This is a genomic window from Pseudomonas synxantha BG33R (assembly GCF_000263715.2).
Taxonomy (GTDB): domain Bacteria; phylum Pseudomonadota; class Gammaproteobacteria; order Pseudomonadales; family Pseudomonadaceae; genus Aquipseudomonas; species Aquipseudomonas synxantha_A.
Map to the genome: position 1 here is coordinate 5,317,110 of NZ_CM001514.1, position 19,340 is coordinate 5,336,449.

The 19,340-nt window shown below is 58.0% G+C and carries 16 protein-coding genes and 2 tRNA genes; 2 read left to right on the plus strand and 16 right to left on the minus strand.

All coding sequences use genetic code 11. The annotated features are described in order from the left end of the window. Nucleotides 1-39: 39 nt before the first annotated feature. The 8 genes from PSEBG33_RS04360 to rlmE all read right to left on the minus strand — a co-directional run bounded on the left by PSEBG33_RS04360 (nt 40) and on the right by rlmE (nt 6,506). Nucleotides 40-116, minus strand: a tRNA-Met gene (locus PSEBG33_RS04360). A 96-nt stretch (nt 117-212) separates the two neighbouring features. Then, nucleotides 213-298 (minus strand) — tRNA-Leu (locus PSEBG33_RS04355). Between the two features lie 22 nt (nt 299-320). Further along, nucleotides 321-704, minus strand: a complete 384-nt coding sequence (secG, locus tag PSEBG33_RS29040; protein WP_003194191.1) for a preprotein translocase subunit SecG — start codon at nt 702-704, stop codon at nt 321-323. A 4-nt stretch (nt 705-708) separates the two neighbouring features. Then, on the minus strand, nt 709-1,464 hold the full coding sequence (gene tpiA / locus PSEBG33_RS04350) for a triose-phosphate isomerase (RefSeq protein WP_005791483.1): 756 nt from the start codon (nt 1,462-1,464) through the stop codon (nt 709-711). Between the two features lie 66 nt (nt 1,465-1,530). Next, nucleotides 1,531-2,868: a phosphoglucosamine mutase gene (gene glmM / locus PSEBG33_RS04345; RefSeq protein WP_005791485.1), complete on the minus strand. Its 1,338-nt coding sequence runs from the start codon at nt 2,866-2,868 to the stop codon at nt 1,531-1,533. A 16-nt stretch (nt 2,869-2,884) separates the two neighbouring features. Further along, nucleotides 2,885-3,736, minus strand: a complete 852-nt coding sequence (gene folP, locus PSEBG33_RS04340; protein ID WP_005791487.1) for a dihydropteroate synthase — start codon at nt 3,734-3,736, stop codon at nt 2,885-2,887. Between the two features lie 8 nt (nt 3,737-3,744). Then, nucleotides 3,745-5,655 carry an ATP-dependent zinc metalloprotease FtsH gene (ftsH, locus tag PSEBG33_RS04335; RefSeq protein WP_032803717.1) on the minus strand — a complete coding sequence of 637 codons (1,911 nt, stop codon included), beginning with the start codon at nt 5,653-5,655 and terminating at the stop codon, nt 3,745-3,747. 200 nt (nt 5,656-5,855) lie between these two features. Beyond that, nucleotides 5,856-6,506, minus strand: a complete 651-nt coding sequence (gene rlmE / locus PSEBG33_RS04330) for a 23S rRNA (uridine(2552)-2'-O)-methyltransferase RlmE (RefSeq protein WP_003194199.1) — start codon at nt 6,504-6,506, stop codon at nt 5,856-5,858. A gap of 106 nt (nt 6,507-6,612) precedes the next feature. Here rlmE and PSEBG33_RS04325 point away from each other — a divergent pair, with 106 nt between their 5' ends. Next, a complete protein-coding gene (locus tag PSEBG33_RS04325; protein ID WP_003176146.1) occupies nt 6,613-6,921 on the plus strand; it encodes a YhbY family RNA-binding protein in 309 nt (102 codons plus the stop codon). A gap of 9 nt (nt 6,922-6,930) precedes the next feature. Here PSEBG33_RS04325 and PSEBG33_RS04320 read toward each other — a convergent pair whose 3' ends face one another. The 8 genes from PSEBG33_RS04320 to grpE form a co-directional block, all read right to left on the minus strand. Beyond that, a complete protein-coding gene (locus PSEBG33_RS04320; protein ID WP_005791492.1) occupies nt 6,931-7,335 on the minus strand; it encodes a hypothetical protein in 405 nt (134 codons plus the stop codon). A gap of 28 nt (nt 7,336-7,363) precedes the next feature. Further along, complete coding sequence (greA, locus tag PSEBG33_RS04315; protein WP_005791494.1) at nt 7,364-7,840, minus strand: transcription elongation factor GreA; 477 nt, start codon at nt 7,838-7,840, stop codon at nt 7,364-7,366. After that, the gene (gene carB / locus PSEBG33_RS04310) at nt 7,837-11,058 is read right to left on the minus strand and encodes a carbamoyl-phosphate synthase large subunit (RefSeq protein ID WP_005791497.1); all 3,222 of its coding nucleotides are present in this window, start codon (nt 11,056-11,058) and stop codon (nt 7,837-7,839) included. The genes greA and carB overlap by 4 nt, the downstream gene beginning before the upstream one ends. A 105-nt stretch (nt 11,059-11,163) precedes the next feature. After that, nucleotides 11,164-12,300, minus strand: coding sequence for a glutamine-hydrolyzing carbamoyl-phosphate synthase small subunit (gene carA, locus PSEBG33_RS04305; protein ID WP_005791498.1), 1,137 nt, complete (start codon nt 12,298-12,300; stop codon nt 11,164-11,166). 259 nt (nt 12,301-12,559) lie between these two features. Then, nucleotides 12,560-13,366 carry a 4-hydroxy-tetrahydrodipicolinate reductase gene (gene dapB, locus PSEBG33_RS04300; RefSeq protein WP_005791500.1) on the minus strand — a complete coding sequence of 269 codons (807 nt, stop codon included), beginning with the start codon at nt 13,364-13,366 and terminating at the stop codon, nt 12,560-12,562. Between the two features lie 10 nt (nt 13,367-13,376). Continuing rightward, the gene (gene dnaJ, locus PSEBG33_RS04295; protein ID WP_005791501.1) at nt 13,377-14,501 is read right to left on the minus strand and encodes a molecular chaperone DnaJ; all 1,125 of its coding nucleotides are present in this window, start codon (nt 14,499-14,501) and stop codon (nt 13,377-13,379) included. A 317-nt stretch (nt 14,502-14,818) separates the two neighbouring features. Further along, nucleotides 14,819-16,741: a molecular chaperone DnaK gene (gene dnaK / locus PSEBG33_RS04290; RefSeq protein ID WP_005791503.1), complete on the minus strand. Its 1,923-nt coding sequence runs from the start codon at nt 16,739-16,741 to the stop codon at nt 14,819-14,821. A gap of 102 nt (nt 16,742-16,843) precedes the next feature. Beyond that, on the minus strand, nt 16,844-17,404 hold the full coding sequence (gene grpE, locus PSEBG33_RS04285) for a nucleotide exchange factor GrpE (protein ID WP_005791505.1): 561 nt from the start codon (nt 17,402-17,404) through the stop codon (nt 16,844-16,846). A 254-nt stretch (nt 17,405-17,658) separates the two neighbouring features. On the opposite strand from grpE, the gene recN reads away from it, so the two are divergent. After that, nucleotides 17,659-19,332 carry a DNA repair protein RecN gene (recN, locus tag PSEBG33_RS04280; protein ID WP_005791507.1) on the plus strand — a complete coding sequence of 558 codons (1,674 nt, stop codon included), beginning with the start codon at nt 17,659-17,661 and terminating at the stop codon, nt 19,330-19,332. Nucleotides 19,333-19,340 lie beyond the last annotated feature (8 nt).

A 19,340-nucleotide genomic window follows, 5' to 3' on the forward strand; every position in this document is an offset into this window, starting at 1 on the left:
AGCTAACAAAAAGCCCCTTAAAAGGGGCTCCGCTAAAACTGGTTGCGGGGGCCGGATTTGAACCGACGACCTTCGGGTTATGAGCCCGACGAGCTACCAGACTGCTCCACCCCGCGACAAAGCTGGGGCGGAAGTATACGACCGATCCCTTACAGGGTCAATGTAACCTTCCACCTACAAGAAAGCCCGCAACAGCGGGCTCTCCTGATAATTGGTACCGAGAAGGGGACTCGAACCCCTACACCCTATGGGCACAACCACCTCAAGGTTGCGTGTCTACCAATTCCACCACCTCGGCAATACAGCGCTTACAACCCTTCTTACTTCTGCTCTTGAGCTGGAGGTACGTCAGTCGCTGGAGTAGCCGACTTTTGCTCTTGAAGCACCGGGACATCATCAGAAGCCGGTTTTGCTTTTGGAACTTCCAACACTGCTGGGTTTGGCAAACCTACCTGAGTCAGCACATGAGCTTTCTCTTTAGCAAAGTAACCTAACCCTAAGCTGGTTATGAAGAAACCTGCGGCAAGTATAGCAGTAAACTTACTAAGAAAGGTAGAGGAACCTTGGCTTCCGAACACAGTATTTGAAGCACCTGCACCGAAAGACGCACCAGCATCCGCACCTTTACCCTGTTGCAACAAAACCAGAGCAACTACGCTCAGGGCAGCCAACAGATGAAAAACGACTACGACTGTTTCCAGCATTTTTTCAGTTTCCCGCGGCGCGACAGATCGCACCGAACTCATCTGCATTCAGGGAGGCTCCACCAATGAGCCCCCCATCGATATCCGGCATGCCGAACAGTTCGACCGCATTGGCCGCCTTCACGCTGCCGCCGTATAGAAGCCGCACACCTTGCGCGACTTCAGAATTCTCTGCCGCCAACTGCGCGCGGATGGCTGCGTGCACATCCTGCGCCTGTTGCGGTGTAGCAGTCAGTCCGGTGCCAATGGCCCAGACCGGCTCGTAAGCAATAACCGCCTTTGCAAACGCCCCAACACCCAGCTCCTCGATGATGCTGCCCAGCTGACGCGAGACAACTTCAAGAGTCTTGCCTGATTCGCGCTGCTCAAGGGTCTCCCCTATGCACAACACCGGAACCAAGCCACAAGCCTGTGCCGCGGCGAACTTGCGGTTGAGCGTCGCATCCCGCTCGCCCATCATCTGACGGCGCTCGGAGTGCCCGACAAGTACATAGGCACACCCTGCATCAACCAACTGACTCGGCGAAATCTCACCGGTCAATGCGCCTTGCATGGGCTCCACCGCAGAATTCTGCGCGCCGACCTGGATCGACTTGCCCTTCAAGCCATCAACCACTTGGTTGATATGCAAGCAAGGCGGGAAAACCGCGACATCAACACCGCTAGGCAAGGCCAAGTGACGAAGGCCATTGATCAGCTCAGCGACACTGGCGCGGGTACCGTGCATCTTCCAGTTACCAGCTACCATAGTGCGACGCATGCTGTACCCCGTCGGTCAAAGTGGGCGCAGATGTTACCCAACCACACCATCACTGGCAAGCCGAATTCAGGCGCAAACTTCAGTTACCAGTTTTGCCAGGTCTTCGGCATGGCCGCGAACCTGGGTTTCGTCCTCGCCTTCGACCATGACACGCACCAGAGGCTCAGTGCCCGACTTGCGCAACAACACACGCCCACGCCCGGCCATTGCCTGGGTAACACGCTCACAAGCCTCTTTGACGGCAGGGTGCTCGATTGGATTTTCACCACCGGCAAAACGCACATTGAGCAGCACCTGCGGACACTTGCGCAGGGCCTGACGCGCCTGCGCCAGGCTCTCGTCACGACGACGCAAGGCCAGAAGCACCTGCAGCGCAGCGATGATGGCGTCGCCCGTAGTCGTATGCTGGAAGCATACGACGTGTCCCGAGTTCTCGCCGCCTACCAGCCAGTTACGCTCCAGAAGCTCGGCGATCACATAACGGTCGCCGACATTGGCGCGGATAAACGGAATACCCAACTCCGCCAATGCCAACTCAAGCCCCAGGTTGCTCATGAGGGTACCCACAACGCCGCCCTGCAGCTTGTTACGCTCATGCAGATCACGGGCAATGATGAACAGCAAATCATCACCATCCACAATCATGCCGGTGTGATCCACCATCAGCACACGATCGCCGTCGCCATCGAACGCGATACCCAGGTCCGCATGTTCGGCCAGAACCGCCGCCTGCAGTTGCTCCATGTGCGTGGAGCCGCAGTTGTCGTTGATGTTCAACCCGTTAGGCTGAGCCGACAGCACGGTGACCTGCGCTCCCAGCTCCTTGAAAACACTTGGCGCTACCTTGTAGGTCGCACCATGGGCGCAATCGACAACGATCTTCAGCCCGGCAAAATTGGTACTGCTCGGCACGCTGCTTTTGCAGAATTCGATATAACGGCCGGACGCATCATTGATTCGCGACACCTTGCCCAACTTGCTGGATTCAACCACCGTCATCGGCGCATCCAGCAGCTCTTCGATCATCAACTCGATCTCGTCAGGCAACTTGGTACCCTGCCCCGAGAAGAACTTGATGCCATTGTCGTCATGCGGGTTGTGCGACGCACTGATCACAATACCGGCTTCAGCGTGAAAGGTACGCGTCAGGTAAGCGATCGCCGGCGTGGGCATGGGCCCCAACAGCATTACGTCGGCGCCGGCAGCAGATAAGCCTGCCTCAAGCGCGGATTCAAACATATAACCCGAAATACGGGTGTCCTTGCCAACCAGGATCCGACACGCCCCCATGCTGCGGAACGCCATGCCTGCCGCCCAACCCAACTTGAGCATGAAATCAGGGGTAATCGGAAACTCGCCAACCCGACCACGGATGCCGTCGGTGCCAAAGTATTTTTTAGTCATAAGTGCTCCATCATTCTTATTCGGCTGATTCTACAGCGGCAATCATGCGCACCACATCCACCGTCTCGGCGACATCATGCACACGCAAAATACGAGCGCCCTTGGTCACGGCAAGCGCTGCAAGGGCGAGGCCGCCGTACAAGCGCTCACCCACCGGGCGATTCAAGGCCAGCCCTATCATGCTCTTGCGCGACACACCGACCAGCAGCGGCCGACCAAGGGCATGCAGCGCCTCCATATGCTTGAACAGGCTTAAATTATGTTGCAGGGTCTTGGCGAAGCCAAACCCCGGATCAAGGATGATCTTTTCGCACGCGATGCCCGCCTCGACACACTGAGCGATCCTGTCTGCCAGGAACCCAGTGACCTCGCCGACCAGGTTGTCGTAGTGAGGACTGTCCTGCATGTTACCGGGCTCACCCAGCATATGCATCAGGCACACCGGCAGGCCGGTCGCTGCAGCGGCATCGAGAGCACCGTCACGCCGCAACGAACGCACATCATTGATAAGCCCCGCCCCCAGACGCGCGGTTTCACGCATTACCGCGGGAGTTGAAGTATCCACAGAAATGATCACATCCAGCTCACGGGCGATACGCTCGACAATGGGCGCTACCCGCTCAAGCTCTTCCAACGGGGACACCACACGAGCCCCAGGCCGAGTGGACTCGCCGCCCACATCAATCAAGGTCGCACCGGCAGCCACCATCGCCTCGGCATGACGCAACGCAGCATCCAGCTGGCTGAAACGGCCACCATCGGAAAAGGAATCGGGAGTTACATTGAGAATACCCATGACATGCGTATGGGCCAAATCAAGAACCCGGTTGCCGCAAGGCAACCGGGTAGAGGACAAAGCAGAAGTCATTTCAAACCTTAGTGGTCAGCTGCCGGGCCGCCGATCGGGGTCTCAGGGCGTTCGTTCTGAACGACGGGTGGGGTACCCGAAGTACCTGAACCACCTTCCCAATCGCGAGGCTCACGCGGTGTACGACCGGCCATGATGTCGTCGATCTGATCGGCATCAATGGTCTCGTACTTCATCAGCGCATCAGCCATGGCATCAAGCTTGTCGCGGTTATCGGTGAGGATCTGCTTGGCCGTGCCGTAACACTGGTCAATGATGCTGCGAACTTCGGAGTCGATCAGCTTGGCAGTCTCACCGGAGAAGCTGGCACTTTGACCGCCACCACCACGACCGAGGAACACCTCACCCTCTTCCTCTGCATACATCAAAGGACCGAGTTTTTCCGACAACCCCCACTTGGTCACCATATTTCGTGCAATCTGGCTGGCACGCATGATGTCATTGGAAGCACCTGTGGTGACGCCGTCGAAGCCCAAGGTCATCTCTTCGGCAATCCGCCCGCCATACAGCGAACAGATCTGGCTGATCAATGCGCGCTTGGAGAGGCTGTAGCGATCCTCTTCCGGCAGGAACATGGTCACACCCAGCGCACGGCCACGAGGAATGATCGACACCTTGTAGACCGGGTCATGCTCAGGCACAACGCGACCAACAATGGCGTGACCGGCTTCGTGATAAGCCGTGTTCTGCTTCTCTTTCTCGGACATGACCATGGATTTGCGCTCAGCGCCCATCATGATCTTGTCTTTTGCCAATTCGAACTCTTTCATTTCAACGATGCGCTTGCCGGTACGGGCAGCAAACAACGAAGCCTCGTTGACCAGGTTGGCCAGGTCGGCACCGGAGAAGCCAGGCGTACCACGAGCAATCACAGCCGGAGCCACGTCGTCACCCATTGGCACCTTGCGCATGTGTACTTTCAAAATCTGTTCACGACCGCGGATATCCGGCAGGCCAACCACGACCTGACGGTCGAAACGGCCCGGGCGCAGCAACGCCGGGTCCAGTACGTCCGGACGGTTGGTCGCGGCGATGACGATAATGCCGTCATTCATCTCGAAACCATCCATCTCTACCAGCAACTGGTTGAGGGTCTGCTCACGCTCATCATGACCACCGCCCATGCCAGCGCCACGATGGCGACCAACGGCATCGATTTCGTCGATGAAGATGATGCACGGCGCATGCTTCTTGGCCTGTTCGAACATATCGCGAACACGGCTGGCGCCCACACCGACGAACATCTCGACGAAGTCAGAACCGGAAATAGTGAAAAAAGGCACCTTGGCTTCGCCGGCAATCGCCTTGGCCAGCAAGGTTTTACCGGTACCTGGTGGACCTACCATCAACACGCCGCGAGGAATACGACCACCCAGGCGCTGGAACTTGCCCGGATCACGCAGGAACTCGACCAGCTCACCCACTTCTTCCTTGGCTTCGTCGCAACCTGCAACGTCAGCCAGGGTAGTCTTGACCTGGTCCTCGGAGAGCAGGCGCGCCTTGCTCTTGCCAAAGCTCATCGGCCCGCCCTTGCCTCCCGCACCACCTTGCATCTGGCGCATGAAGAACATGAACACGGCGATAATCACCAGGATCGGGAAGCTTGCCACCAGGAGCTGAGTCCAGATGCTTTGCTGTTCAGGCTGCTTGCCTTCGACAACCACGTGGTTATCCACCAGGTCACCGATCAGACCGTTGTCCTGGATTGCCGGACGAATGGTCTTGAAGCTGTCGCCGTCGTTGCGCTTACCGGTAATCACGTAGCCATCAACCGCTACGCGCTCGACCTTGCCATCCTTGACTTGCTGGATGAAGTCGGAATAGTTGAGGGTCTGTGGCTCGTTAGGGCTGGAGAAGTTGTTCATCACCGTCACCAGGACAGCCGCGATGATCAACCACAGGATCAGATTCTTTGCCATATCGTTCAATTAACTACCCTCTGAAGCAAGCTCCGCTACTGGCGCGCGCTTCGCATGATATTCACCGGCCTAACTTACTACATTACCTACAACTCTGGCAGGCGCCGTCTGTAACCCTTTGTGAAACTTTGACTACACAATATTCGTAAAGCTTCGTGACGAAAGCGATATAAAAAAACCTATCGCCCTCCTCGAATTTCTCAAAAACGCTCTTCGCTCGCTGCGCCTTCCACACCGCGGTAGCCACGGCACAGCAGATACTGCTCCCTGGACCGGTCACGGGAAGAGTCCGGTTTACGGGTCTGCACCTTGTCGAACAACTTGCGAATGTTCTTGTGGTACTCGTCGAAACCTTCGCCCTGGAAGACCTTCACCAGGAAATCGCCACCCGGACGCAATACCCGACCCGCCAAATCCAGCGCCAGCTCACACAGGAACATGGCACGCGGCATATCAACAGCCGGTAATCCACTCATATTGGGGGCCATGTCGGAAATCACAAGGTCTACCTGCGAATTTCCCACAGCCTCCAGGATCTCGGCCAATACCTTGTCTTCGGTAAAGTCGCCGTGAACAAAGGTCACGTCCGGGATGCTGTCCATCTCGAGGATGTCGGAAGCGATCAATCGGCCTTGCCCACCAATCAGACGACTGGTCACCTGGGACCAGCCACCGGGGGCCGCGCCGAGATCGATAACGCTCATGCCCGGACGGATCAGTTTATCCTTGTCCTGGATCTCCAGCAGCTTGTAGCTGGCCCGGGAACGGTAGCCGTCCTTTTGCGCCTTTTTGACGTAAGGATCATTGAAATGTTCTTGTAGCCACTTAAGGCTGGTTTTGGAACGGGCCACGGGCCACCTCGAAAAATAAAACGGGTCGTGATTAACTGGGCGGTCCCGGACTCGCTCGGGTAAACTGGCCGCCGCTTTTTACAAGATCAGACGCAGGGGTCAGATTATGCCGCTCACTCAAGAGCAGAAGAAACAGTACAAATCCATTGGCCACCATCTGAAACCAGTTCTGATTGTGGCAGACAACGGGTTGACTGAAGGTGTTTTAGCCGAATTTGAACGCGCACTGAACGATCACGAACTGATCAAGATCAAGGTCAATATCCTTGATCGCGAAGCGCGTTTGGCCGCCGTTGCAGAACTGTGCAAGGTGGGCAAAGCGGACCTGGTTCAGGTCATCGGCAAGATGGCGCTGCTGTATCGCAAGAACTTCAGCGTCAACAAGCAACTGTCGAACGTTCATCGTTTCAAATGATGAAAAGGGTCACGGGCGTGCTTCGCGCGCCCTGCCACTCCACCCCGGCGCCGGCTGCATGACCAGCACCAAACCGGAAAACCCTAGCACAAGATAGCTGAATAACTGCCAGCGCAACGCTTGCGGCAGCCAAATATACACCACGCAAAACATCGCGCACGCATACAGCGACATCAACAGCAGTTGCCCGCGAATGTCCCGCCACAAACTCTCAAAGCCCTCAGCCTTGACCAGCACTAACGCCTGGAGCAACACACACGCCGCCGCAAAACCCACCAGCAGCGCGCTCAGCAATTTGTCGATCTCATCGATCAGTAACGGTGCCAGACCAATAAGGCCCAGCACCGGCAATACACCCATATGCAACAGCCACAGACCGCCCACCCAAAGCATCTGAGAGAGCTGCCAAAGCATGGCGCCCGCACGTAGCGGGCGCCGTCTTTCAGATGTGGCGGACTTCGACAATCTCGTACTCAATGACGCCGCTCGGCGTTTTCACGGCAACGACGTCGCCCTCTTCCTTGGCAATCAAGGCGCGAGCGATCGGCGAGCCGACGGAGATCTTGCCTTGCTTGAAATCAGCCTCGTCCTCACCCACGATCTGGTAAGTCACGCTTTCGTCAGTCTCGACGTTGGCGATTTCCACGGTCGTGCCGAAAATCACCTTGCCGGTATGCGGGATGGTCGTGACGTCGATGATCACCGCATTCTGCATACGGCCTTCGATATCACGAATCCGCGCCTCGACCATACCCTGCTGCTCGCGAGCAGCGTGGTATTCGGCGTTTTCCTTCAAGTCACCCAGCTCGCGGGCCGTACCGATGTCCTGGCTCAGCTTCGGACGTACAACCTTGGTCAGATGGGCGTGTTCCTCTTCCAGGGCCTTGGCGCCCTGGACGGTCATTGGGTATTTGATCATGCCTTCAATCCTGCGTGTAGATCCTGCAAGCGACGCACGGTCTTTTCCGGACCGAACTTGAGCGCTTCGCAGATGGCTTCGCCAGCAGCAATGGTGGTGGTGCAGTAGATCTTGTGCTGCAAGGCATTACGACGAATGGAGTAGGAATCCGCGATCGACTGACGACCTTCGGTGGTGTTGATGATCAGCGTGACTTCGTCATTCTTGATCATGTCGACCACATGCGGACGGCCTTCCGTCACCTTGTTCACGCGACGTACTTTCAGGCCCGCAGCCTCGATCAGCTTGGCGGTCCCGGCAGTCGCGACAACTTCAAAGCCCAAGTTGATCAGATCACGGGCCACGCCCGCAACCAGTGGCTTGTCGTCATCACGCACGCTGATAAACGCAGTACCACCGGTTGGCAGCACTTCGCTGGCACCCATCTGGGCCTTGGCGAACGCTTCACCGAAGGTATCGCCCACGCCCATCACTTCACCGGTGGACTTCATCTCTGGGCCCAGGATCGGGTCCACACCAGGGAATTTGGCGAATGGGAACACCGCCTCTTTCACGCTGTAGAAGTTTGGAATGATTTCCTTGGTAAAGCCGATTTCCTTCAAGGTCTTACCGGCCATCACACGGGCAGCGATCATGGCCAGGGACACACCGATGCACTTGGATACAAAAGGCACGGTACGCGAGGCACGCGGGTTGACTTCAATGACGTAGATGTCTTCGCCTTGCAGCGCCAACTGAACGTTCATCAGGCCGACCACACCCAGCTCCAGGGCCATTTTCTTGACCTGTTCGCGCATCTCGTCCTGGATGTGCGCCGGCAGCGAGTACGGCGGCAGCGAGCACGCGGAGTCACCGGAGTGAACGCCGGCCTGCTCGATGTGCTGCATGATCGCGCCGATCACTACGTCAGTACCGTCGCATACCGCATCCACGTCCATTTCGATGGCGCAGTTGAGGAAGTGGTCCAGCAGCACCGGGCTGTCGTTGGACACTTTCACCGCATCACGCAGGTAGCGCTTGAGTTCGTCTTCTTCGTAGACGATTTCCATCGCGCGACCGCCCAGTACGTAGGACGGGCGCACCACCAGCGGGTAGCCGATCTTGCTGGCTGCACGGATGGCTTCGTCTTCGCTGCGCACGGTAGCGTTTGGCGGCTGACGCAGGTTCAGGCGCTCAACCATCTGCTGGAAGCGCTCACGGTCTTCGGCACGGTCGATAGCGTCCGGGCTGGTACCGATGATCGGCACGCCGGCAGCTTCCAGGGCACGCGCCAGTTTCAGCGGGGTCTGGCCGCCGTATTGGACGATCACGCCCTTAGGCTTCTCGACGCGGCAGATTTCCAATACGTCTTCCAGCGTTACCGGCTCGAAGTACAGACGGTCGGAAGTGTCGTAGTCGGTGGAAACGGTTTCCGGGTTGCAGTTGACCATGATGGTCTCGTACCCGTCTTCGCGCAGGGCGAGGGCGGCGTGTACACAGCAGTAGTCGAACTCGATACCCTGGCCGATACGGTTCGGACCGCCGCCCAGAATGATGATCTTGTCGCGATCCGACGGCGCGGCTTCGCACTCTTCCTCATAGGTGGAGTACATGTAGGCAGTGTCGGTGGCGAACTCTGCGGCGCAGGTGTCAACGCGCTTGTAGACCGGAAAGATATCCAGCTTGTGGCGATGAGTACGCAGGTTCTTCTCGGTCACACCCAGCAGCTTGGCCAGACGCTGGTCGGAGAAGCCTTTGCGCTTGAGACGGAACATCAGGTCGCGGTCGATAGACGACAGGCCCAGAGTCTTGACCTTCTCTTCTTCCTTGATCAGATCTTCGATCTGCACCAGGAACCACGGATCGATCATGTTCATGCCGAAGATATCTTCGACGCTCAGGCCGGCACGGAAGGCGTCGGCCACGTACCAGATACGCTCGGCGCCCGGCACGGTCAGCTCGCGCTTGAGGATGCTCATGCTTTCCGGATTGCTCAGGTCGAGCTTCTCGTCCAGGCCGCAAACACCGACTTCCAGGCCGCGCAGGGCTTTCTGCAGGGATTCCTGGAACGTGCGGCCGATCGCCATGACTTCGCCGACCGACTTCATCTGGGTGGTCAGGCGCGCATCAGCCTTGGCGAACTTCTCGAAGGCAAAGCGTGGCAGCTTGGTCACAACGTAGTCGATAGACGGCTCGAAAGACGCCGGCATAGCGCCGCCGGTGATTTCGTTTTGCAGTTCGTCCAAGGTGTAGCCGATAGCCAGCTTGGCAGCGATCCGCGCAATCGGGAAGCCGGTAGCTTTCGAGGCCAGCGCAGAAGAACGCGATACACGTGGGTTCATCTCGATCACGACCATGCGGCCGGTGTCCGGGCAGATGCCGAACTGAACGTTGGAACCGCCGGTTTCAACGCCGATCTCGCGCAATACCGCCAGGGAGGCGTTACGCAGGATCTGGTATTCCTTGTCGGTCAGGGTCTGCGCCGGAGCTACGGTGATCGAGTCACCGGTGTGCACGCCCATCGGATCGAAGTTTTCGATGGAGCAGACGATGATGCAGTTATCCTTCTTATCGCGGACAACCTCCATCTCGTATTCTTTCCAGCCGATCAGCGATTCGTCGATCAGCAGCTCTTTGGTCGGCGACAGGTCCAGGCCACGCGCGCAGATCTCTTCGAACTCTTCACGGTTGTAGGCAATGCCGCCACCGGTGCCGCCCATGGTGAAGGACGGACGGATAATGCAAGGGAAGCCCAGGGTCTCAAGGACCGCATTGGCTTCTTCCATGCTGTGGGCGATACCGGAACGCGGGCACGCCAGGCCGATGGACTTCATGGCCTTGTCGAAACGCGAACGGTCTTCAGCCTTGTCGATGGTGTCGGCATTGGCACCGATCATCTCTACGCCGAACTTTTCCAGGACGCCTTCGCGCTCCAGGTCCAGGGCGCAGTTCAATGCAGTCTGGCCGCCCATGGTTGGCAGCAGCGCGTCCGGACGCTCTTTCTCGATGATCTTGGCAACGGTCTGCCATTTGATCGGTTCGATGTATGTCGCGTCGGCCATGGCCGGGTCGGTCATGATGGTGGCCGGGTTGGAGTTCACCAGGATGACGCGGTAGCCCTCCTCACGCAGGGCTTTACAGGCCTGGGCGCCGGAGTAGTCGAATTCGCAGGCCTGGCCGATCACGATCGGGCCAGCGCCGAGAATCAGGATGCTTTTTATGTCTGTACGTTTTGGCATGGGTTTGTCACTCAAATCCGCAGGTCAGTCGGCAAGCCGTCTAGAACAATCCTTGAAGAGCCTGCGGGGGCCACCGAGGTTCGGGGCCGCCCGCAGAGCACTCAGTCAGCGTCGCTTGGCCATCTCATTGATGAAACGGTCGAACAGCGGCGCTACGTCGTTCGGGCCCGGGCTGGCTTCAGGGTGGCCCTGGAAGCTGAACGCGCTCTTGTCGGTGCGCTCGATGCCCTGCAGGGAACCGTCGAACAGCGACTTGTGAATGGCGCGCACATTACTCGGCAAGCTGGCCTCATCCACCGCAAAACCGTGGTTCTGGCTGGTGATCATCACAACGCCGGTGTCCAGGTCTTGTACCGGGTGGTTGGCACCGTGGTGGCCGTGGCCCATTTTCAGGGTCTTGGCGCCGGAGGCCAAAGCCAGCAGCTGGTGGCCAAGGCAGATACCGAACACCGGAATGTCGGTTTCCAGCACGTCCTTGATGGCCTGGATAGCGTAGTCGCATGGCTCGGGATCACCCGGGCCGTTGGACAGGAACACGCCGTCCGGTTGCATCGCGAGCACATCGCTGGCAGGCGTTTGCGCAGGCACCACGGTCACGCGGCAACCACGCTCGACCAACATGCGCAGGATGTTGTACTTGACGCCGTAGTCGTAGGCGACCACGTGGTAAGGCAGATCGGCAGCTTCGATAGTCGCGTGGCTGTCGGTCTTCAGATCCCACACAGTGGAACGCCACTCGTACTTCTCTTTGACGCTGACGACTTTCGCCAGGTCCATGCCTTTCAGGCCAGGGAAGCCTTGTGCTGCGGCAATCGCCGCCTCGTCGGAAATATTGTCACCGACCATGATGCAGCCATTCTGCGAGCCTTTTTCACGCAGGATGCGCGTGAGGCGGCGCGTATCGATACCGGCGATCGCCACAACATTGTTGGCTTTCAGGTAATCGGACAGCGACATCGTGTTACGCCAGTTGCTCGCAACCAGTGGCAGGTCACGAATCACCAGACCGGCCGACCAGACACGATCAGACTCGACATCTTCCGGCGTAGTGCCGGTGTTGCCGATGTGCGGATAGGTCAGGGTAACGATCTGTTGGGCGTAGGAAGGATCGGTAAGGATTTCCTGATAGCCGGTCATGGCGGTGTTGAACACCACCTCTCCAACGGTTTGACCGTCGGCTCCAATGGCTTCGCCGCGAAAAATGCTGCCATCAGCAAGGGCGAGTATGGCTGGCTTAGTCAAGAAGACCTCCCGTAAATAAAGCCTGAAAGGGCGATCGCAGGTTGTAAAAAAGCGGAGTGACGTATGGACACGTCACCCCGCTTCTTCATCGAATTATTCTGCGCGCTTTTAGTGGACACACTAAAGCTGTAGCTTACAGAAAAAGGCTTTTTGGGTCCACCGCTAATGAGCCTTAAAGGCAGGAGAATGCGACAGGACGTCGCTTAGCGGGTAAAAACGGGGCCTCAGGATAATCCCGAGGCCCCATTTAAGCTACTGATTAGTGCAGATCCAGCACGTCACGCATGTCATACAGGCCCGGCTCGCGGCCTTCCAACCAGAGTGCAGCTCGCACTGCGCCCTTGGCGAACGTCATGCGGCTTGAAGCCTTGTGCGTGATCTCCAGGCGCTCGCCTTCGGTGGCGAACAACACCGTGTGATCGCCAACCACATCACCACCGCGCACGGTTGCAAAGCCGATGGTGTCGCGCGCGCGCTCACCGGTATGGCCTTCACGCCCGTATACCGCCACTTTCGATAGATCGCGGCCCAGCGCATCAGCGATAGCTTCACCCATGCGCAACGCAGTGCCCGATGGCGCATCGATCTTGTGGCGGTGATGAGTCTCGATAATCTCGATATCGGCTTCATCACCCAGCACACGCGCTGCCAGGTCCAACAATTTCAGCGACAGGTTCACGCCAACGCTGAAGTTGGCAGCAAAGACGATCGGAATATCCTTGCCCGCCTCCACCAGCAACTGCTTCTGCTCAGCACTCAAACCAGTCGTACCGATCACCATGGCCTTGCCTGCCTTGCGGCAGAAGGCCAGGTTTTTCAGCATCACGTCAGGCAAGGTGAAATCGATGAGCACGTCGAACTCGTCAGCCACCTGCTCAAGGCTGCCCGTCAACGACACACCGATGCGGCCCAACGACGCCAACTCACCGGCATCCGCCCCGATCAACGTGCTTCCTGGGCGAACAATCGCCGCCGTCAGCCCGGAGGCCGGCGAGCGTTGCTGCACCGCCTCGACCAGCGTCTTGCCCATGCGCCCGGCAGCGCCCATTACGGCTATACGTCGCATATTCACGTCCTTACAGGTCGCCGAAGAAGCGTTTCACGCCATCGAAGAAGCCAGTGGTTTTCGGCGAATGGGAGTCATCGCCTTCCAGGGAGCTGCGGAACTCTTCGAGCAGTTCGCGCTGACGACGGCCCAGATTGACCGGGGTTTCCACCGCCACACGACACATCAGGTCGCCCGCACCGCCACCGCGCACTGGCGCAACGCCTTTGCCACGGATGCGGAACTGCTTGCCAGTCTGTGTCCCCTCGGGAATCTTGAGTTTGACTCGACCATCAAGGGTCGGAATCTCCAACTCACCGCCCAGGGCCGCATCGACAAAGCTGATCGGCACTTCGCAGAACAGGTGTTTGCCATCGCGCTGGAAGATCGAGTGCTCACGCACATTGATCACCACGTACAGGTCGCCAGTCGGACCGCCCTGGGTACCCGCCTCGCCTTCGCCCGACAGGCGGATACGATCACCGGTATCCACACCCGCCGGCACTTTCACCGAGAGGGTCTTGTACTCTTCAACACGACCTTCACCGTGGCAGGAATCGCACGGGTCGGAAATGATCTTGCCCTGGCCATGGCAACGCGGGCAGGTTTGCTGCACCGAGAAGAAGCCCTGTTGCATGCGCACCTGACCAATGCCACCACAGGTCGGGCACGTGATCGGCGAGGAGCCTTTCTTGGCACCCGAACCGTCGCACGGCTTGCAGTTAACCAGCGTCGGCACACGAATATTGACGCTGGTGCCGCGCACGGCTTCTTCCAGATTCAACTCCAGCGTGTAGCGCAAGTCACTGCCACGCTGCGCGCCGCCACGTTGACCGCCACGGCCACCGCCGAAGAAATCGCTGAACACGTCGCCGAAAATATCGGAGAAGTTCTGACCGCCGAAACCGGCGCCGCCGCCACCCATGCTCGGGTCGACGCCGGCATGACCGTACTGGTCGTAGGCCGCACGCTTATTGGGATCACACAGGCATTCGTAGGCCTCATTGGCCTCTTTGAACATCTCTTCGGATTCTTTGTTATCCGGATTACGGTCGGGGTGGTGCTTCATCGCCAGGCGACGGTAGGCCTTCTTCAGGTCCGCCTCGCTGGCCCCGCGCTCCACACCCAATACTTCGTAATAGTCACGCTTTGCCATAAGTCTTTGCACTCTTAAGGACGTTCGGCCTGGCCCTCCTGAACCCTGCCAAACTCGTTGAGCCCCAATACAGGCCCGGACCCAACTCACGTCAATTCAACGATCCTGGTCATTACTGCTTTTAGCCAGGGACCCGGCCAAAAACGCGGTGAATGCCATTCGGAAAGCAGGAGCATTCCCGATCACACCGCCAGCATCCGAGCGTTGTCGCATGCTGTAAAAATTCGCATACCCCAGACACGCCAACGCGGGAGCAAGCTCCCGCGCGGCGACATCCTACCAGTCACCGCTTGTGAGCGGTCAACCGGGCGACCAAGTTACTTCTTCTGGTCTTCTTTGACTTCTTCGAACTCGGCATCGACAACATCGTCGTGCTTGGCTTCTGGCTCTGCCTGCTGCGCAGCACCATCAGCCGGCTGGCCTTGTTCGGCGTACATTTTCTGAGCGACCGGTGCGGAGACTTTCGAAAGCTCCTCGATCTTGGCTTCGATGGCAGCCTTGTCGTCACCTTTGATGGCGGCTTCCAAGGCAACCAAGGCCGCTTCGATTGCGGTTTTCTCTTCTTCGGTCACTTTGTCGCCAGCATCAGCGATCATCTTGCGAGTGGAGTGAACCAGCGCATCACCCTGGTTACGGGCGCCAGCCAGCTCAGCAAACTTGGCATCCGCATCAGCGTTGGCTTCAGCATCACGAATCATCTGTTGAATTTCTTCATCAGACAGACCGGAGTTGGCCTTGATGGTGATCTTCTGCTCTTTGCCGGTTGCCTTGTCTTTCGCGCCGACGTGCAGGATGCCGTTGGCGTCGATGTCGAAGGTCACTTCGATTTGTGGCACGCCACGTGGTGCTGGTGGAATCTCAGCCAGGTCGAACTTGCCCAGGGACTTGTTCTGCGCGGCTTGCTTGCGCTCACCTTGCAGCACGTGAATGGTCACGGCGCCCTGGTTGTCATCGGCAGTCGAGAACACCTGGGATTTCTTGGTAGGAATCGTGGTGTTTTTCTCGATCAGCGCAGTCATCACGCCACCCATGGTTTCGATACCCAGGGTCAGCGGGCTCACGTCCAGCAGCAATACGTCTTTTACGTCACCGGCCAATACCGCACCCTGGATGGCAGCACCCATGGCAACAGCTTCGTCCGGGTTCACGTCTTTACGTGCTTCTTTGCCGAAGAACTCGGTTACCAGCTTCTGAACCAGCGGCATACGGGTCTGACCGCCGACCAGGATCACGTCGTTGATCGAGCCAACGTCGATACCGGAGTCTTTCAGTGCGATACGGCAAGGCTCGATGGTGCGCTGAACCAGGTCTTCAACCAGAGCTTCGAGCTTGGAGCGCGAGATTTTCACGTTCAAGTGCTTAGGACCGGTAGCGTCTGCAGTGATGTACGGCAGGTTGACGTCGGTCGACTGAGCGGAAGACAGCTCGATCTTGGCTTTTTCAGCGGCTTCTTTCAGGCGCTGCATGGCCAGCGGGTCACCCTTGAGGTTCATGCCGCTTTCTTTCTTGAATTCGTCTACCAGGTAGTCGATCAGACGGATGTCAAAGTCTTCACCACCCAGGAAGGTGTCACCGTTGGTGGCCAACACTTCGAACTGGTGCTCGCCGTCAACTTCTGCGATCTCGATCACGGAGACGTCAAAAGTACCGCCACCCAGGTCGTAGACGATCACAGTGTGGTCGCCCTTGGCCTTGTCCATGCCGTAAGCCAGAGCGGCTGCGGTTGGCTCGTTGATGATACGTTTTACGTCCAGACCCGCGATGCGGCCGGCGTCTTTGGTTGCCTGACGCTGACTGTCGTTGAAGTAGGCAGGAACGGTGATCACCGCTTCAGTCACTGCTTCACCGAGGTAGTCTTCGGCAGTCTTCTTCATCTTTTTCAAGATTTCAGCCGAGATTTGCGGCGGCGACATTTTCTGGCCGTTTACTTCAACCCAGGCGTCACCGTTGTCAGCCTTGGCGATTTTGTAAGGGACCATCTTGATGTCTTTCTGTACGACTTCTTCGTCGAACTTACGACCGATCAGACGCTTTACCGCGTACAGGGTGTTGTGCGGGTTGGTCACCGCCTGACGCTTGGCCGATTGACCGACGAGGATTTCACCGTCGTTGGCGTAAGCGATGATCGACGGAGTGGTACGTGCGCCTTCGGCGTTTTCGATAACTTTTGCAACGCCGTTTTCCAGCACGGAGACGCAGGAGTTGGTGGTCCCCAGGTCAATACCGATAATTTTGCCCATGATTTACTCTCCCGAACTTTGAATTTGGTTGCCGCAGCAGTTGTGGCTAACTGCGGTAGCACTTAAACGCTTGACTTATAGATGGGGGCCTTGCGGCGGATTTCAAGCCTGCTCATCAATAGAAGGTGCAGCGGGTGCAGGAGCCTTGCTCACCACCACCATTGCCGGGCGCATCAAGCGACCATTGAGCTGGTAACCCTTCTGGAACACCTTCATCACGCTGTTAGGCTCCAGGTCGTGGCTTTCCTGCATGGCCATGGCCTGGTGATGCTCGGCGTTGAACGGCTCGCCGCCTTGCGGATCGATCGCTTCCAGCTGATAACGCTTCAGGGTGTCCTGGAACATTTTCAGCGTCAGCTCGATGCCTTCACGCATTGGGCGGATGTTTTCGTCGGCCGGGTCAGACAACTCAAGACCACGTTCAAGACTGTCGATGATCGGCAGCAGATCGCCAGCGAATTTTTCCAGCGCGAATTTGTGAGCCTTTTCTACGTCCTGCTCGGCACGGCGGCGGACGTTCTGCAGATCGGCGGCAACACGCAACGATTGATCCTGCGCAGCGGACAATTGCTCTTCGAGCACTTGCACGCGGGTGGCCAGCTCATCACCGGCAGCCGCATTGGCGTCTGGAGTTTGCGTATCCTGCGTCTGTTCGTCAGCCATAGATTTCTCCTTTCAAAATCATGCGCGATCTCGACTCGCGCTTCTGTTCCGGTATATGGGGCCACAATTTCCAGGTTCAAGGGCGCGGGCGTTACCAAAAGTCTTTCGCATGACTCGAATCATTTCCTGCCCCTACATTCCTCATCACGCTAAAAAAAACTATTGATCAAGCAAATCGAGCTAAGCGCCAGGATTGTCAGCCACAAACAAAACACTGTATAAATAACCAGACCTCAAGCCTGGGAGCGGCCGTCATGCTCGTGCACCTGTCTGTACATAACTACGCAATCGTTGAACATCTGGATCTCGAACTGGATCGCGGGATGAGCGTAATCACAGGCGAAACCGGCGCCGGCAAGTCGATCATGCTCGACGCCCTCGGCCTGACCCTCGGCGACCGCGCCGACAGTGGCGTGGTACGCCCAGGCTCCGACAAAGCCGATATCCTGGCCACCTTTGACCTGGCCGACATTCCCGAGGCCGAGGCATGGCTGGTCGAGCGCGACCTGAACAATGAAGGGCCGTGCATCTTGCGCCGGGTAATCACTGCCGAAGGTCGCTCCCGCGGCTATATCAACGGCACGCCGTGCCCACTTGGCGACTTGAAAGCCCTGGGTGAGCTGCTGATCGATATCCACAGCCAGCATGAACACCAGTCCCTGCTCAAAACCGATACTCACCGCCGACTGCTCGACGAATACGCCGGCGCCACCGACCTTGCCCGCCAGGTTCAACTGGCCGCCCAACGCTGGCGCCAGACACGCCAGGAACTGGAACGCCTCTCCAACTCCGGCGATGAACAACGCGCCCGCCACCAACTGCTCAGCTATCAACTCGAAGAGCTTGAAAGCCTGGGCCTGGGCGAGACCGAACTGGAGCAGCTTGAGCAGGAACACAAGAACCTGACCAATGCAGAGACCTTGCTGGGTATCTGCCGCCAGGTCGTCGAGCAATGCAGCGAGAGTGACTCGGGCAATGTGCTCAACGCACTGACAGCCAGCCTCAATCGCCTGTCCAGCGTGAACAATGCTTCCGGTTCGTTGAATGAGGCCACTACCCTGCTCACCAGCGCACAGATCCAGGTTGAAGAAGCTGTCGGCGAACTCAACCGCTTCCTGGACCACTTCGACGCCGATCCGGCACGCCTGCAGGAAATAGAAGAACGCCTGGACACTATCTACACCCTGGCGCGCAAGCATCGAATCCAGCCCACTGAACTGGCTGCCATGCAACAGAAGCTGCTGGATGAAATCGACACACTGAATGCCAACGACGAGTCCATCGAGCGACTCGGCGAGGAACTCGCTTCGTTTGCCCGACATTATCAGGAGAAGGCCCAGGAGCTGAGCGACCTGCGCCAACAGGCCGCCACCAGCCTGGCCAGCGCCGTCGAGCAGGAAATCCAGCGCCTGGGTATGCCGGGCGGGCGCTTCACCATCGAACTGCGCGTCAACGCCAGCCACGAACTGCAGCCCCATGGGCTGGAGCAGGTAGAACTGCTGGTCAGCGCCAATCCCGGTCAGCCACTCAAGGCGCTGGCCAAAGTAGCCTCAGGCGGTGAGTTGTCGCGGATCAGCCTGGCGATCCAGGTGATCACCGCCCAGACCTCGCGAGTACCGACACTGGTATTCGATGAAGTAGACGTTGGCATCGGAGGGCCAACCGCAGAGATTGTTGGCCAGTTGTTGCGCCGCCTGGGGGATCGCGGCCAGGTACTTACGGTGACTCACTTGCCGCAAGTGGCCGCTCAGGGGCATCAACATCTATTTGTGCACAAGGTGCGCGGCAGCGACGCGACGCACACGGCCGTCTCCAAGCTGAACAAGTCCGAACGGGTAGAAGAAGTTGCGCGGATGCTCGGCGGTATCGACCTGACCAAGGAGTCGTTGGCTCACGCGAAAAAAATGGTCGTGGCCGCGAAGGCTTGAACGGGTAC

Coding starts and splice junctions, on each gene's coding strand:
- greA (WP_005791494.1), bottom strand. CDS start 7,840: ATGATCAAATACCCAATGACCGTCCAGGGCGCCAAGGCCCTGGAAGAG.
- grpE (WP_005791505.1), bottom strand. CDS start 17,404: ATGGCTGACGAACAGACGCAGGATACGCAAACTCCAGACGCCAATGCG.
- dapB (WP_005791500.1), bottom strand. CDS start 13,366: ATGCGACGTATAGCCGTAATGGGCGCTGCCGGGCGCATGGGCAAGACG.
- dnaK (WP_005791503.1), bottom strand. CDS start 16,741: ATGGGCAAAATTATCGGTATTGACCTGGGGACCACCAACTCCTGCGTC.
- secG (WP_003194191.1), bottom strand. CDS start 704: ATGCTGGAAACAGTCGTAGTCGTTTTTCATCTGTTGGCTGCCCTGAGC.
- PSEBG33_RS04320 (WP_005791492.1), bottom strand. CDS start 7,335: ATGCTTTGGCAGCTCTCTCAGATGCTTTGGGTGGGCGGTCTGTGGCTG.
- tpiA (WP_005791483.1), bottom strand. CDS start 1,464: ATGCGTCGCACTATGGTAGCTGGTAACTGGAAGATGCACGGTACCCGC.
- ftsH (WP_032803717.1), bottom strand. CDS start 5,655: ATGGCAAAGAATCTGATCCTGTGGTTGATCATCGCGGCTGTCCTGGTG.
- folP (WP_005791487.1), bottom strand. CDS start 3,736: ATGACTTCTGCTTTGTCCTCTACCCGGTTGCCTTGCGGCAACCGGGTT.
- carB (WP_005791497.1), bottom strand. CDS start 11,058: ATGCCAAAACGTACAGACATAAAAAGCATCCTGATTCTCGGCGCTGGC.
- PSEBG33_RS04325 (WP_003176146.1), top strand. CDS start 6,613: ATGCCGCTCACTCAAGAGCAGAAGAAACAGTACAAATCCATTGGCCAC.
- glmM (WP_005791485.1), bottom strand. CDS start 2,868: ATGACTAAAAAATACTTTGGCACCGACGGCATCCGTGGTCGGGTTGGC.
- recN (WP_005791507.1), top strand. CDS start 17,659: ATGCTCGTGCACCTGTCTGTACATAACTACGCAATCGTTGAACATCTG.
- dnaJ (WP_005791501.1), bottom strand. CDS start 14,501: ATGGCAAAGCGTGACTATTACGAAGTATTGGGTGTGGAGCGCGGGGCC.